Origin of the sequence: Nannocystis punicea (assembly GCF_026965555.1) — a bacterium.
Lineage (GTDB): Bacteria > Myxococcota_A > Polyangia > Nannocystales > Nannocystaceae > Nannocystis > Nannocystis punicea.
The window spans coordinates 494,304-508,748 of sequence record NZ_CP114040.1 but is presented as its reverse complement, the minus strand read 5'-3'; the positions used below and the strand labels follow the sequence as shown (position 1 = coordinate 508,748).

At 71.7% G+C, this 14,445-nt stretch carries 15 protein-coding genes; 9 read left to right on the top strand and 6 right to left on the bottom strand.

Translation table 11 applies throughout. From position 1 onward, the window contains the following. The first annotated feature begins 108 nt into the window (after nucleotides 1–108). Nucleotides 109–705 (top strand): metalloregulator ArsR/SmtB family transcription factor, encoded by a 597-nt coding sequence (locus O0S08_RS01910; protein ID WP_269037226.1) that lies wholly within the window; start codon nucleotides 109–111, stop codon nucleotides 703–705. Nucleotides 706–773: 68 nt separating this feature from the next. On the opposite strand, the gene O0S08_RS01905 is transcribed toward O0S08_RS01910, so the two are convergent. Next, on the bottom strand, nucleotides 774–1,181 hold the full coding sequence (locus tag O0S08_RS01905) for an MYXO-CTERM sorting domain-containing protein (RefSeq protein WP_269037225.1): 408 nt from the start codon (nucleotides 1,179–1,181) through the stop codon (nucleotides 774–776). A 458-nt stretch (nucleotides 1,182–1,639) separates the two neighbouring features. Here O0S08_RS01905 and O0S08_RS01900 point away from each other — a divergent pair, with 458 nt between their 5' ends. Further along, nucleotides 1,640–2,467 (top strand): PP2C family protein-serine/threonine phosphatase, encoded by an 828-nt coding sequence (locus tag O0S08_RS01900; protein ID WP_269037224.1) that lies wholly within the window; start codon nucleotides 1,640–1,642, stop codon nucleotides 2,465–2,467. An 18-nt stretch (nucleotides 2,468–2,485) separates the two neighbouring features. Here the strand turns inward: O0S08_RS01900 and O0S08_RS01895 are convergent, their stop codons facing one another. From O0S08_RS01895 to O0S08_RS01875, 5 genes are all read right to left on the bottom strand, one after another. After that, the gene (locus tag O0S08_RS01895) at nucleotides 2,486–3,229 is read right to left on the bottom strand and encodes a dienelactone hydrolase family protein (RefSeq protein WP_269037223.1); all 744 of its coding nucleotides are present in this window, start codon (nucleotides 3,227–3,229) and stop codon (nucleotides 2,486–2,488) included. 145 nt (nucleotides 3,230–3,374) lie between these two features. Beyond that, a complete protein-coding gene (locus O0S08_RS01890; RefSeq protein WP_269037222.1) occupies nucleotides 3,375–4,796 on the bottom strand; it encodes a WD40/YVTN/BNR-like repeat-containing protein in 1,422 nt (473 codons plus the stop codon). A gap of 57 nt (nucleotides 4,797–4,853) precedes the next feature. Continuing rightward, nucleotides 4,854–5,702 carry a hypothetical protein gene (locus O0S08_RS01885; protein WP_269037221.1) on the bottom strand — a complete coding sequence of 283 codons (849 nt, stop codon included), beginning with the start codon at nucleotides 5,700–5,702 and terminating at the stop codon, nucleotides 4,854–4,856. Next, nucleotides 5,699–6,274, bottom strand: a complete 576-nt coding sequence (locus O0S08_RS01880) for an RNA polymerase sigma factor (RefSeq protein WP_269037220.1) — start codon at nucleotides 6,272–6,274, stop codon at nucleotides 5,699–5,701. Before O0S08_RS01880 ends, O0S08_RS01885 begins: the two co-directional genes overlap by 4 nt. 67 nt (nucleotides 6,275–6,341) lie before the next feature. Further along, nucleotides 6,342–6,827, bottom strand: coding sequence for a hypothetical protein (locus O0S08_RS01875; RefSeq protein WP_269037219.1), 486 nt, complete (start codon nucleotides 6,825–6,827; stop codon nucleotides 6,342–6,344). Between the two features lie 1,024 nt (nucleotides 6,828–7,851). On the opposite strand from O0S08_RS01875, the gene O0S08_RS01870 reads away from it, so the two are divergent. From O0S08_RS01870 to O0S08_RS01840, 7 genes are all read left to right on the top strand, one after another. Then, complete coding sequence (locus tag O0S08_RS01870; protein ID WP_269037218.1) at nucleotides 7,852–8,292, top strand: DUF7919 family protein; 441 nt, start codon at nucleotides 7,852–7,854, stop codon at nucleotides 8,290–8,292. A gap of 34 nt (nucleotides 8,293–8,326) precedes the next feature. Continuing rightward, complete coding sequence (locus O0S08_RS01865) at nucleotides 8,327–8,782, top strand: SUKH-3 domain-containing protein (RefSeq protein WP_269037217.1); 456 nt, start codon at nucleotides 8,327–8,329, stop codon at nucleotides 8,780–8,782. 275 nt (nucleotides 8,783–9,057) lie between these two features. Beyond that, the gene (locus tag O0S08_RS01860) at nucleotides 9,058–9,939 is read left to right on the top strand and encodes an SDR family oxidoreductase (RefSeq protein ID WP_269037216.1); all 882 of its coding nucleotides are present in this window, start codon (nucleotides 9,058–9,060) and stop codon (nucleotides 9,937–9,939) included. Then, the gene (locus O0S08_RS01855) at nucleotides 9,920–10,408 is read left to right on the top strand and encodes a transporter substrate-binding domain-containing protein (RefSeq protein WP_269037215.1); all 489 of its coding nucleotides are present in this window, start codon (nucleotides 9,920–9,922) and stop codon (nucleotides 10,406–10,408) included. The genes O0S08_RS01860 and O0S08_RS01855 overlap by 20 nt, the downstream gene beginning before the upstream one ends. Beyond that, nucleotides 10,405–11,397: a cation efflux transmembrane domain-containing protein gene (locus O0S08_RS01850; RefSeq protein ID WP_269037214.1), complete on the top strand. Its 993-nt coding sequence runs from the start codon at nucleotides 10,405–10,407 to the stop codon at nucleotides 11,395–11,397. The genes O0S08_RS01855 and O0S08_RS01850 overlap by 4 nt, the downstream gene beginning before the upstream one ends. 201 nt (nucleotides 11,398–11,598) lie before the next feature. Continuing rightward, a complete protein-coding gene (locus O0S08_RS01845; RefSeq protein ID WP_269037213.1) occupies nucleotides 11,599–13,209 on the top strand; it encodes a leucine-rich repeat domain-containing protein in 1,611 nt (536 codons plus the stop codon). A gap of 275 nt (nucleotides 13,210–13,484) precedes the next feature. After that, nucleotides 13,485–14,444 (top strand): Rieske 2Fe-2S domain-containing protein, encoded by a 960-nt coding sequence (locus O0S08_RS01840; RefSeq protein ID WP_269037212.1) that lies wholly within the window; start codon nucleotides 13,485–13,487, stop codon nucleotides 14,442–14,444. Nucleotide 14,445 lies beyond the last annotated feature (1 nt).

The following is a 14,445-nucleotide window of genomic DNA, read 5'->3' as shown; positions in this document are numbered from 1 at the left end:
CGGCGAGCGCCCGAACGGCGGGCCGCGAACGCGCCCAGCCGGTCAGGCACTCGTTAAATCGACACTGATCAATTTGACAACCATCAAATCGGCAAGTATCGTCGCGGCATGTCCGACGACGCCGTCGATCCCAAGCCGGCCCTGGTCCAGCTTTTTAAAGGGCTCGCCGATCCGACCCGCCTGCGGATGATCGCGGCGATGGTCGACCGCCCGCGCTGCGGGCAAGATCTGGCGGCCGAGGTCGGCGTCACCCCGGCCACGGTCTCGCACCACCTCCGCGTGCTGTCCGAGGCCGGCCTGCTGCGCGAGACCCGGCAGGCGCCGTACACTTTCTATCAGCTCGACATCGAGGCGCTGCAGGGCGCGGTCAAGGCGGTGTCGTCGCCCAAGCGGGTCCGCGAGCTCGCGACCGCCTCGCCCGTCGACACCGAGACCCGCGACGTCCTGCGCGCCTTCTTCGACGGGCCGCGCCTGCGCGCGCTGCCGGCCCAGCGTCGCAAGAAGGAGATCGTGCTCGAGGAGGTGCTGCGCCGGCTGCCGCGTCGCCGTGAATACCGGGAGCCCGAGCTCAACCGCTTCATCGAGGTCGTGCACCCCGACTTCTGCACGATCCGCCGCGAGTGGATCATGGGCGGCTACATGGAGCGCGAGGCCGGGGTCTACAAGCTCGCGCCGCGCGGCCGGACCGTGATCGACGGCGGCTGATCCGTCGCGCAGTCATGCCCGCCGAGGGGGCCTCGTGCCTCGTGCGGACGGAGTCGTCCCGCTCTCGTTCACATCGAGCCGACAGCGTGACGACGGCGCCGCAAGCCCGCGAGCGCGACCAGAACGCCCAGCATCCCCGCGGTCGGGTCGACGTTGCAGCCCTGCTTCACGGCCGGAGGCTGAGACTCGGCGGACGTCGCCGGCGTCGACCCCGAGACCTTCGCATCACCGGCGGCGGCCTGCGCCGCGCAGCGGAGGCAGTCGTACTCGACCGACCTCGGCGGCGATCCTTGCGAATAATCCAGCTTCGAGCAGGTCGCCGGCGCGCATCGCCCGGACCCCCCCGCGTCGAGCTGGCACGCCTCGCCCTGCGAGGCCCCCTGGCACGAGGCGAACGAGGGCGGGGGCGGCACGTCGGCGCGCGCGGTCGCGGGGACGAGGAGGAAGCACGCGAGCGACCAGCGGCGGAGGTGCATCGGCGCGAAGGATCGCCGATCGCACCGTGAAAGGCCAGCGCGACGGGCGGACGTCGGCGATCGCGGGATCGCGCCGACAGGCTCGCGACCGCTCCTGTCGCCCGCTCTCCAGGACATGTCCCTTGGACCATTGTCGATCGCCGCCGGCCGCGGAGATTGCTGGCATCCCGCCCGCGTGATCCTTACGCTCGTATCATAGTAGTGCGGCGCCGGCGTCGATACGGGCTCGTCCGGTCGCGGGGGCATCCCCTCGCCGACGGCCTCCGCCAGCGCCGCAGCCGCGATCCGAGGCGCGATTCCGCTCGGAATCGACCAGCGCGGCGTCTCCGCACAACACGATCCGGGAGCTCGAGCCCCCGATCGTCGTTTCGGCTCGCGCCCTCGCTCTCGACATTTTCATCTCGGCGCTCGCGGCGGCGAGTCCCCGCGCGCCGTGCATGCTGTATCTTTTTCGCCCCGTGCGCACCCGCCATCAAGGCGACACCGACGTCGGTCGGCGCCGCAGCCAGAACGAGGACGCGTTCGTCGGCAACGACGAGCTCGGCCTGTTCGTCGTGTGCGACGGCGTCGGCGGGCGCGCTTGCGGCGAGGTCGCCTCGCAGACCACGGTGCAGCTGATCCTCGAGTGGGTCGACCGCGAGGTCGAGCTGATCCAGCTCGCCCACGAGGAGGCCCGGCTCGCGCAGCGGAGGGTCGTGCACGGGGCGCCGGTCGAGCCGCAGATCCGCGTCAGCCCCGAGACCGTCGCGCGCCTGGGCGGGCTCGTCCGCAGCGCGCTGCAGAACGCCTGCTATTTGGTGCACGGCATGGCCGAGGTCGACGCGCGCTACACCGGCATGAGCACCACCGCCTCGGTCGTGCTGGTCGCCGGCGAGCTGGCGATCGTCGGTCAGGTCGGCGATTCGCGGGTGTACCTCGCGCGCGGCGACGACGTCCGCCAGCTCACCGAGGACCACACCCTCCTCAACATGCAGGTCAAGCAGGGCCTGGCCAGCGCCGACAAGGCGCGCGGGCGCAAGAGCCAGATCACCCGCGCGATCGGCCTGCGCGAGTTCGTCGAGGTCGACATCATGGCCTTCCCGCTGCAGCTGGGCGACCGCCTGCTGCTCTGCTCCGACGGCCTCCACGAATACCTCGACCAGGCCGCCGACACCTTGATCGACCTGTTCCGGCTGCACCCCCGCGTCGCCGCCCCGGCCGCGATCCGCTACGCCAACCTGTGCGGCGGCAAGGACAACATCACCGCCCTGTTCGTCGAGGTCATCGAGGGCGGCCGCGACCGCTGAGCTGTCCCCGAGGACATCTCAGCGAGGCAGCGCGCGCGCGAACAGCTCGAGCAGCGTCTGCCAGTGGCGCGCGTTGCCGGCGGCGTCGTAGACGGGGATGTCGGCGAACACCCAGCCGTGCCGCGCCGGGTACGTCTCGAGCGTGTACTTCACGCCCGCGGCGTCGAGCGCCGCGGCCAGCCGCTGCTTCTGCTCCTCGGGGAAGGTCGGGTCGTCGCTCGCGGCCGCCACGTAGACCTCCGCGGAGATGTTCGCCGCCAGCAGGTGCGGGCTGTCGGCCGCGTCGTCGGCGAGGTTGCCGGGGTGATAGGCCGCGACCGCGGCGAAGCGGTCGGGATGATGACCGGCGGCGGTCAGCGCCATGCGCCCGCCCATGCAGTAACCGACCCCACCGACCGGTCCGGGGCGCACGTCGGACCGCGCGGCGATGTGGTCGAGGAACACCCGCGTGTCGCGCATGACCGCGGCGCTGGTGGTGGTCGCGCGGTGCCTGGCGAACCACGCGCCGCGCACCGCGGGATCGGAGAACAGCCTGGCCGGATCTTGCGGCTCGTACGGACCGGAGCGGTAGAACAGGTCGGGCAACAGGGTGTAGTACCCGGCCTCGGCGAGGCGCTCGCAGTGCTCCACGAGGATCGGACGGATGCCGACGCCGTCCATGAAGACGAGCACCGCCGGCCACGGCCCGGGCGTGCGCGGCACGTACTCGTGGGCGGGACAGACGCCGTCGTCGGTGGTGATCTCGATCTGCGTAGGGCTCACGCGCGCACGCTAGCCGATCTCGCCGACCCGCGACAAGGCGCCCTCACGACCCGCAGGCGCGAGCTCGCGCCCGCGCTCGCCGGGCAGGGGACCTGCGCCATGAGCAAGGACATGTCCCATCGGACATGTCCGAATATCTCTCCGCTCACCCGCCGCCGGGCTCGATCGACAGGCCGAGGTAGATCACCGACGGGTCGCCCGGCAGGAACGTGATCACGGTGTCGTGCCACATGTTGTGGGTCAGGGTGATCTTGTCCTCGCCGTAGTCGTAGCGGAACAGGTCGGTCCCGTAGTTCTGGTAGTTCGAGCCGAACACGAAGTAGAGCACGTCGGGGTCGGTCGGGTGCGGGAACAGGTGGTTGCCGTTGTACAGCATCGCCTCGTTGGCCTCGACGACGGCGGTGAACGTCAGGCCGCCGTCCTCCGAGCGGTAGACGTGGCGCTGGGTCTGGTCGTTGGGGTCTTCGAGGTCGAGGCCCTCGACCCACACGATGTCGCCCTGCACCGGCGAGACCACCACGTTGAAGCCGTTGGCGTTGCCGCTGCTGAGCCCGGTCGCGCTCTGCCAGCCCTCGCCGGCGTCGTGGGACACCAGCACGCCCTCGGCGAGCGCGCCGAACAATACGTGGTCGATGTCGTTGGGGTCGAACGCCGCGCGGTAGGCCAGAGTGCCGGCGAACGCCGGGATCCCGACCTGCTCCCACGTCATGCCGGCGTCGACGGAGTCCCACACGCGCCCGGCCGAGTCGCCGATCCGCACGTGGTCGGGGTCGTCGGGGTCGACGCCGAGGCCGACGATCCCCTCCTGCCCGGCCGGCGAGCTCAGCTTCTGGATCACCTCGTCGTCGACGCGCACGATCGCGTCGTTGTTGTCGCCGTACGCGTACGCCCGCGTCTCGCCGGCCGCGTGCAGGCGCACCGCCGGCGCGTTCGGGTTGCCGGCCATGCCGATCGAATGCCACGAGCAGCCGGCGTCGTCGGACGCCAGGATCTGCTGCCCCGAGCCCGCCAGCATCGCCCCCGGCTTGCCGAGCGCCACCAGGCCGAAGGTGTACGTGACCGGCTTGATCTGCTGATCCATCGGCGTCAGCGTCGCGCCCTGATCGAAGCTGAACGTCACCGCCCCGGTCCCGGTCACCAGCTCACAATTCGGCGGCTGCCAGCCCTCGCCGGGCCCGGTCGTCGAATCGGTGGTGTCAGGGTCGCCGGTCGTGTCGCTGGTGGTCGACGTGGTCGACGTGGTCGTGCTGGTGTCGTCGGTCGTCGTCGTCGTGTCGATCGCCGTGGTCGCGGTCGTCGGCTCCGCGGTCGTCGTGCTGGTCGGCTCCACCGACGTCACCGTTGAACTCGTCGGCGCGTCGGTCGTCGACGTCTCGGTCGTCGGCGAGTCGGTCGTCGGGTCCGGCGACGTCTCGCTCGCTTGCGTGGTCGCCGGCGCGGTCGTGTCGGTCTCGGTGTCGGTCTCGGTGCCGGTCTGGCCGACCGGCAGGTCGTCGACGCACGCGCCGAGCAGGCACGCGGGCCCGGCCAGCAGCAAGATCTGCAGGGAGGTCGAGGTTACGGGCAAGTAAGTCATGACGGGGTCCTTCTCAGCGAGTGTGTTTCCCGCCCGCGGCCCTCGCCATTAATCCGTCGTCGATTCTTCCGCGGTCGATGCAGCGGTCGGGCACGCCGCGCGGACCCGCTCGCGGTACGCCGATCGCGGGTACGTGCGCATGAAGACCGCCTGCGCGCGCTCGCCTCGCCCCGCCTCGCCCGCGTCGCACAGCGCCACCACGCGCAGCGCCTCGCGCTCCTCCGCCAGGCTGCCGCGGGCGAACTTCCGTGCATGCGCATCGATCGCCGTCAGCGCGTCCCCGGGCCGATCGGCGTCGAGGGCGTCCTTGATCTGCTGAATCAACATTAACTCTTCGAGCACCGGATCGACCTGCGAGCCGCCGACCGGCGGCTGCTCCGCCGTCACCGGACGCGGCTGCTCCGCCGCCACCGGACGCGACTGCAAGCGCGCAGGCCGACGCGGCGCAGGATCCGCCGCAGGCGGCTCGCTCGCCGCCGGCACCTCTCGCGCGGGCGCGGCCGCCTCCCCGGGCGGGCTCGCCGGCTGCACCGGAGCGACCGTCGCCTTCGCGCGGACGGGCTCGCCCGGCCTCGGCGTGACGCGCTCCTGCGATTCGTCGATCCGCTGCGGATCCATCAACAGGTCGGCGGGCCCGGTGGCCCGCTCGTGCCGTGCGCCGACCAGCCAATACGAGGACGCGCCGACCAGCGCGAGCGCGGCCGCGAGGGCCAGCCAGCCGATCGGCGTCGTGCGACGTCGCCGCGGCGCCGGCCGCAGCGGGATCACCGTCGCCGAGCGCGCGGCCGCGGCTGCCATCAATGCGCGGGCCATTCGCTCCTTCGCCGCGTCGGACGGGCGCTCGCGGTCGCGATAGGCGGCGACGAGCTCGGGCGTGGTCACGGGTTCGTCGCTCATACGTGCCTCCGTTCGCCGCGCGCGTGCAGCCGCAGGCGGAATCGCTCGAGTCGGGCCCGCGCCGCCCGCAGCCGCGAATACACCGTGCCCAGCGGGATCGCCAGCGCCTCGGCGATCTCGTCGGCCGTCATCTCCTCGATCTCCGTCATCTGAAACACCAGGCGCTTGTCGAGGTCGAGCTCGTCGAGGAACGATTGCATGAGCGCCGCCGCCTGGCGCACCCGCACCGTCGCGTCGGGCTCGCGCGCCGTCTCCTGCGGCTCGGGCAACCCGGCCAGGTGGCGCTCGCGGCGGGCGTAGCTGCGCTTGTCGTGCAGCACGAGGTTGCGGGTGATCCCGAACAACCACGCCCGCATCGACCCACCGGGCCGGAATGTGTGCAGTCGGTTGTGCACGCAGAGGAACACCTCCTGGGTGACGTCCTCCGCGGCGTCGGCGGGGATCCCCAGGCTCCGCGCGATCCGCCAGACGTAATCCACGTGCGTGCGATAGATCTCCATCAGCTCCGGCGCGCGCTGCCCGGCGGACGACGGCCCGTCCTCGGCGCGCGGCGGTTCAGGCAGGGGGATCATGGCCGCCTGCTTTCCCGCCGGCGGGCGCTGGCATTAATGAGAATGCAGCGCGATCTCGCACGGGTCGTCAAAAGAAGCGGACCTCCAGCTGCACCCCCGCGCGCACGCCCGCCGCCCCGGGGCGGAAGATGGGCTCGCGGTTATAGAGGAGGGTCGGTCGGTGCAGCGGGACCACCAGCTCGGCCTGGACCAGCAGCGCCCCGTGGCCCCGCAGCGCCCGCGGGGCCCAGGCCAGCCCGCCGCCGACCAGAGTCGCGCCCCACCACGTCCTGCGATCGAGGTTGACCTCGCTGCCGAAGCCCGCCGCGCGCAGGGCGCCGAACTCGAGCCCGAGCCCGGCCTGCAGCTCGACCGGCCCGACCCGCCGCACCGGCCCGGCCCGCAGCGTCGCCACGTGCAGCGACAGGTCGGCGCCGATCGACCGGTCCTCGCCCCAGCGCGCCGGGCTGCGGAACCACCGCGAATACCCCAGCCCCACCCGCAGCCGCGGCCACGCCAGGCCCAGCGCCGCCGCCAGCCCCGCCGTCGCCCGCGGCAGGACGCCCACCCCCACCGCCGGCCCGAGCTGTACAAATGCCCGCAGCCGCCTGGCCGAGCTCGCGCCCGCGCGCTCGCGCCCACTCACCGCCATCGCCCCGTTCCCACCCGCGCGATCGCGCCCATTCGCTCCGCCCCCGCCTGCGCGCTTGCGCCCATCCGTCCCCGTCCCCTCGCCTCCGCCCGCGCGCTCGCGCCCATCCGTCCCCGTCGCTCCGCCCCCGCCCGCGCGCTCGCGCCCGTCCGTCCCCGTCGCTCCGCCCCCGCCCGCGCGCTCGCGCCCGTTCGTCCCCGTCGCTCCGCCCCCGCCCGCGCGCTCGCGCCCATCCGTCCCCGCGCCGGCGCCGTTCGCCCTCGTCGCCGCCCCCGTGCCTGTGCGATCTCGCCCATCCTCCGACGCGCCCGCGCCCGTCGTCGCGTCCTCCGCCCTCGCGCCTGGCGGCCCGGGCGGGCGATCGCGCGCATCCGCCTCCGGCACCGGCACCGCCAGCGGGATTCCGCCGCCTGGCGAGCCGCCCGGAGCCCCGACCAGCGCGATGCCGACGAGCAGGGCCGTCGCGTCCGCGGTCGCCTCGCAGTCGTGCAGCGTCAGTCGGCGCTCGGTCGTCCCGTCGCGCCCCGAGAACACCACGATCAGCAGCCACCCTTCCCCCTGCCGCGCGACCCGGGCGCGCACCGCAGTCACTGCCGGGGACACCGGCCGCGCCCCCACGACCTCGCCGATCCGCGCCTCCACGCGCTCCGCCGCCGGGCAACCCGCCGGCGCCTCCCACCCGATCGCCGGCATCGCCATCGCCCGCACCGACTGCAGCCCGAGCAGCCCCCCGAACGCCCACGCAGCGCCTCGCCGCGCGCGATCACGACTCCTGGGCTGCTCCGGGCTGGGCACGGCGACCGTTCGGCGGTGATACCACCTGCGCCAGGCGAGCGCCGCGGGGGCCCTCACCCTTCGCGGTCGCCGCCGCCGCGCGCACGCGACCACTCGCGCGGGCGAGCCACGAATCGTCCGCCACGAATTCCATCATCACGACCAGGCCTCGATGCACTTCCCCGACCTGTCTCAATATTTCTACTCATCAAGGTTTACCCGCGCCGGCCTGCTCAACATCGGCTGGCTCGACGAGCAGCACCCGTTCCCCGTTCGCCCCCCCGAGGATGCCTTGCTCAGGGCGCTCTGGAGCCCCTGCAAAGAGGGCATGGCGCGAATGCGGGGATCTCACCGGTGCCAGTTCTGCCGGCCTTTTCCCTCAAACAATTCGGACAGCGTCTTCGAGACGTTCATGGGGGAGACCGCGAGACTGGGCTGCTCGGAGATCCGCGTCTTCGGGGCCGACGGCCAGGCATTCGCCGCCCCCAACTTGATCTTTCACTACGTGCGCGCGCATCATTATGCACCACCCCCATCTTTCGTCGAAGCCGCGCTCCACGGCCCCCAGCCCGGAACCGTTCGATACCAGCAAATCCTCGCAGACTATCTATAACAGGCCGGCATCCGCCCACGGGAGATCGACTGCCATGGCAGGGAGGAAATGGTCCAAGGAAACCGAGGCCGTGCTGCGCGCCGCAGGATGGCGCGAAGGGCGAGACGTCGGCGAGAAAATTTCGACGTGGGAGAGTTTATTGAAAGAGTCGGACAACTTCGAACTATTCACGGCAGCTCGGCGCGCTCTCCGGGAGTTTGGCGATCTGTCCGTACGCCGGACCGGTCCAGGCCGAGACCGCGCCAGGAGCTCCTTTCACCTCGATCCCTCACTCGCAGCAGGAGAAGGCGATCGCTTCGAGGGGTACGAACAAACGCTGGGCGAGAGGCTGTTCCCCCTCGGTGAGGTCGATGATGGCCACGCTTATCTCGTCATCAGCGAGTCCGGCAAGACGTACCTCTTGATGGACTTCCTGATCGATCTGGCTCCCACCTTCGGGGAAGCCATGGAAGCTCTGATCGAAGGGAAGCGCGGCGAGATGCTCATGTGACGCTGGGCCGAGACGTCGAGCGCCGCAGGTCGTCGGGCATCGCTGCCATCGAGCCCTGCGACGAACCACCAGCTCTCGCCGGCCGCACGTTTTCGCGCACCAGGCGCCATCGCGTGCCCTCTGTCGGCGCCTTCATCGCGCCAGCAGCGAGCCCTGCAGTCCGTGACCGGCTGCGCGCTCGCCTCCGGGTCTGCGCATTGACAGGCGGGCCGCGTGTGCCACGAGTCCCACGGCTCGCACGCACGCGACCACCACCGACCCCGCCGGAGGCGACCATGGGCAACGCATCGAAGCGCGACGAGAAGAGCCAGCAGCGGCCGGAGCAGACCCAGGAGCCGCCGGGGCACGAGGCCAGGATGAAGCCGCGGCCCAGGTATCGCCGGCCCGAGTACCGCGGCAGCGGCAAGCTCGCGGGCAAGGTCGCGCTGATCACCGGGGGCGACAGCGGCATCGGCCGGGCCACCGCCGTCCTGTTCGCCCGCGAGGGCGCCGACGTCGCCATCGTCTATTTGAGCGAGGACAACGACGCGCGCGAGACCGCGGCGCAGGTCGAGAAGGAGGGCCGCGCCTGCCTGGCGATCCGCGGCGACGTCGGCGACGCGGCGTTCTGCCGCCAGGCCGTCGATCGCGTCGTCGACCGCTTCGGCCGGCTCGACGTCCTCGTCAACAACGCCGGCGAGCAGCACCCGAAGGACAAGCTCGAGGACATCGACGAGGAGCAGCTGGTCCGGACCTTCCGCACCAACATCTTCTCGATGTTCTTCCTGACCCAGGCCGCCCTGCCGCACCTGCGCGAGCAGGAGGGCGCCAGCATCGTCAACACCACCTCCGTCACCGCCTACCGCGGCAGCGGCGGCCTGCTCGACTACAGCGCCACCAAGGGGGCGATCGTCGCCTTCACCCGCTCGCTCGCGTCCAACCTCGCGGGTGACGGCATTCGCGTCAATGCGGTCGCGCCCGGGCCGATCTGGACCCCCCTCATTCCCTCCACCTTCGATCCGGAGAAAGTCGCCTCGTTCGGCAGCGACACCCCGCTCGGCCGCGCCGGCGAGCCCGAGGAGTGCGCCACCTGCTTCGTCTTCCTCGCCAGCGCCGACGCCTCTTACATGACCGGCCAGGTCCTCCATCCGAATGGCGGTGAGATCGTCAACGCCTGAGCGGCTCGCCGCCGCCGCGTGGCTCGCCTGCAGCTGCGGCCTGCCCCGCGATCCCGAGCTCACCGGCGAGCGCGTCGGCCTGCACGGCGTCCGCGTCGGCGTCGTGCTCGAGCCGCCGTGGGCCTGCCAGCGCCCCGATCGCCCGCTCGCCGGCGCCGAGGTCGACCTCGTCCGCGAGTTCGCGCGCGCCCGCGGGCTCGACCTCACCTTCACGATCGGCGGCGAGACGCGCCTGCTCGCCGCCCTGCGGCGCTTCGAGTTCGACCTCGTGATCGGCGGCCTCGTCGCCGACAGCCCCTACGACGACGTCGGGTTCACTCGCGCCTACCACCGCACCATCGACGGCGAGCACGTGTTCGCCGTACCGCCGGGCGAGAACGCCTGGACCATGCAGCTCGAGGCCTACCTCGCCGGCGCCGACATCGACGTCGCCCTCGCGCGCGGGCGAAAGGAGTGCGGTGATTCATGAGCGAGCGCTGGGGACACACGCCGGCGCACGAGCTCCCGTGCGACAAGGCGCCGGCGATGCGCCTGGCCGTGCGGGTCGAGCAGGTCTCGCTGATCTACTTCGTCACCGCGATCGCCTTCACCGCCTTCGTGATGGGCGAGTCGCAGGCGATGAAGACGGTGTGGATCGACGACATGCTCGGCATGGTCCCGCCGCTGGCCGTGCTGGTGGCCGCGCGCCTGCGCCGGCGCCACGCCACCGACGCCTACCGCTACGGCTACCACCGCGCGGTCACCATCGCCTTCCTGGTCGCCGCCGTCGCCCTCCTCGGCTTCGGCGGCTACCTGCTCGGCGAGGGCCTCTACACCCTGATCCGCGCCGAGCGGCCGACGATCGGCAGCGTCACGGTGTTCGGCCGCGACCTCTGGCTCGGCTGGCTCATGATCGCCGCCCTGACGTGGAGCGCCGCGCCCACGGTCATCCTCGGCCGGATCAAGCTGCGCCTGGCCCACGACCTCCACGACAAGGCGCTCTACACCGACGCCCTCATGAACAAGGCCGACTGGATGACCGGCGCCGCCGGCATGCTCGGCGTCATCGGCATCGGCCTCGGTTACTGGTGGGCCGACGCGGTGGCCGCCAGCATGATCGCCGTCGACATCACCCGCGACGGCGCCCGCAACATGATCGCCGCCTTCGGCGACCTCATGGACCGCCGCCCCCGCGACGTCGCCTGTCAGTGCGAGGACCCGCTGCCCGACCGGATCGTCGCCGCGCTCCGCGACCTGCCATGGGTCCGCTGCGCCTCCGTCCGCCTGCGCGAGCACGGCCACGTCCTCATCGGCGAGGTCTACGTCGTCCCCGTCGACGAGTCCGCCCCCCTGCGGCGCATCGACGAGGTCCACACCCTCGCCCGCGCCTGCGACTGGCGCCTCACCGACCTCACCGTCCAGCTCGTCCCCGCCCTCACCCGTGAAGAGGACGACGACGACGACAGCTGCGAAGATTGACGCTCGCGCGGCAACGAGACGACCTGTCCCTCGAGACATATCATCACAGTCTCTCGCCGCCGAGCGGCCCGCGGCCGGCGTCGCTGTCCGGCTCGCCTGGCCAGCACGCCGGCGATCCGTGTCCGCTCGCCCGTGATTTCATCCGCCCCTCGCCCACCGCCCGCGGATGGACAATCCAGCGGTTCCCGGCATGATCGAATCATGCCCCGTCGACCGCTGCTCGCCCTCGCCCTCGCCCTCGCCTGCGGCCCGGACACTGCCAGCGAGGCGACGAGCAGCGACACCCAGGACTCCGGCGCCGGCACCGACCACCAGGGCACCGACGGCCACGGCACCACCGCCGACGGCGCCACCGACTCGACGCCGACCTCGACCACCACGCCCACCACCACCAGCGACGGCGACCCCACCACCGGCACCACCGGCACCACCGCCCCGCCGGCCGTGCCTTGCACCGAGATCGTCATCGCCGACCCGCTGCTCGAGGAGTACCTGCGACTGCGCCTCGACGTCCCCGAGGGCCCGATCCCGGTCGAGCTCGCCGAATCTCTGGACACCGTCTTCACCGACCGCGACGTCGCCGACCTGTCGGGCCTCGAGTGCTTCACCGGCCTCACCTCGATCGACTTCTACTTCACCGAGATCGCCGACCTGAAGCCGCTCGCCGGCCTCGGCAAGCTCACTCACCTCCGGATCCGCGGCGCCAACGTCACCGACCTGGGTCCCCTCGCCGGCCTCGTCGCACTGCGTGAGCTCGACGTCTCGCGGAACCCGATCACTTCGTTCGCCCCCCTCGCCGGCTTGCCGCTCGAGCTGCTCATCGCCCAGGAGACGCCCGCGCCCGACCTGACCGGCCTGGGGCAGATCGTCACCCTCCAGTCGCTCGACCTCTCCGACTCGGGCCACAGCGACGTCGGCGAGCTCGCCTCGCTCGTCAACCTCACCCACCTCAACCTGTCCGACAACCTGCTCGCCGATATCTCACCGCTCACCGGCCTTACCGCCTTGCAGAGCCTCGGCCTGAGCAACAACCAGCTCTCCGACCTCGCCCCCCTCGCCGGCCTCGACGCCCTGCAGGGCCTGAGCCTGTCCGAGAACGCGATCGTCGACCTCACCCCGCTCACCGACCTCGTCCTCCTCACCTCGCTGAGCGCCGAGCAGAACGCGATCGTCGACCTCGCCCCCCTCGCCGGCATGAGCGAGCTCGAGAAGCTCGACCTGTCCGCCAACCAGATCGTCGACCTCGCCCCGCTCTCGGGCCTGCTCGCGCTCGGCGAGCTCGACCTCGCCCACAACCAGATCGTCGACGTCGCCCCGCTCGCCCTTCCCGCGCTGCTCGACCTCGACCTCGACGACAACCAGATCGTCGACCTCGCCCCGCTGCTCGGCGCGCCCGTGCTCGATCGCCTCGACGTCTCGCGCAACCCGTTCGCCCCCAGCATGACCAGCCTCGCCTCGCACCCGGCGCTGCAGCACGTCTACGCCGACGCCGCCGGCCTCCCGGGCGTTCCGGAGTTCGCCACCGCCGAGCTCTTCTTCCTCTCTCTGCAGGACAACGCCATCGCCGACCTCGCGCCGCTGGCCGCCTATCAATCGCTCGAACAGCTCGACCTCACCGGCAACGACCTCACCCAGCTGGCCGCGATCCTCGACGACCCCTGGCTCAGCGAGTGCGACTACATTCAGGTGTTCGGCAACCCGCTCGACGACTTCACCCTGGCGACCACCGTCCCGCAGCTGTGCGAGTTCCCCGTCGACCTCACCGGCATCGAGGAGCTCACGCCCTGCAGGAAGTGCTTCGTCCACAACTGAGCGCGCGCCCCTCGCTCATCCTCCGGTCGACCTCTGCGCCCTGCCTCCTGCCGTCCTGACTCGAGAGCCATGCCCTCGAGCTCGCCCTTCCCTCTCGCCGAGTGAACACGTTCGCGCCTCGTGCCGCCGGCGCCGCCGTCGATCGCCCGGCCGCGCCGGCTTCGCCGGGCCGGCGCGCTTTCGTCCTTGGCCGCGATCCACCGGCCAAACAATCACCGCACACGGCTTTCGGGCGCGCCTTCCCGGGCAGCGAAAAAAGAGCGTGGAGGTCAGCCATGTTCCGCGGCTTCGCACATGTCTGGACGATCGTCGGCCTCGGCCGGGACCTGAAGCGCCGCGCGCCGCTCCCGCTGCAGGTCGCCGGAGAGCGGCTGGTGCTGTTCCGCGACGGGCAAGGGCGGGCCTGCGCGCTCGTCGATCGGTGCCCGCACCGTGGCGTGCGGTTGTCGCTCGGCAAGGTCGAGGACGGGTGCATCGAGTGCCCGTTCCACGGCTGGCGCTTCGCCGGCGACGGCAGCAACCAGCTCGTCCCGTGGAACCCCGACGCCAGGCGCGAGCGCCTCGGCGCGACGCCGGTGCCCGTGCGCGAGCGCGGCGGCCTCCTGTGGTTGTACACGGCCCCCGGGCTCGCCGCGCCGTCGGAACCCGACCTGCCCGACGTGCTGCGGCGCGACGGCCTCGCGCTCAGCGGCTTCACCACGCCGTTCGACATCCACTGGACGCGCGTCATGGAGAACTCGCTCGACTGGCCGCACCTCCCGTTCGTCCACCGGCGGACGCTCCGCGACGCCCTGCCGCTCCGCCCCGGCTCGCGTCTCGACATCTTCTGGGAAGATCGGCCGTGGGGCGGTCGGACATCGACCGCGATCGACGGCGTCCCCCGGCCGATCACCCTCGACTACCGGTTTCCCAACACGATGCACCTGCACATCCCCTCCGGGAGACGCACCTTCGAGCTGCTGTTGACGGCGCTCCCCGTCGACCACACGACCACCCGCGTGCTCATGCTGACGATCCGCGACTTTCTCCGGGCGCGCCTGTTCGATCGCTACTTCGCGGCCAGCGGACGAAAGATCGGCGGCGAGGATCGGGCCGTCATCGAGACCTCGTCGCCGCGCGAGGTCCCGCCCGCCAGCCAGGAGCGTTCGGTCCGCACCGACGAGCCGACCCTGCGCTTCCGCAAGATCTACCGCGACCGCCTGATGGGTTCGACCGCCGGGGAGCCGGACCGTTAGG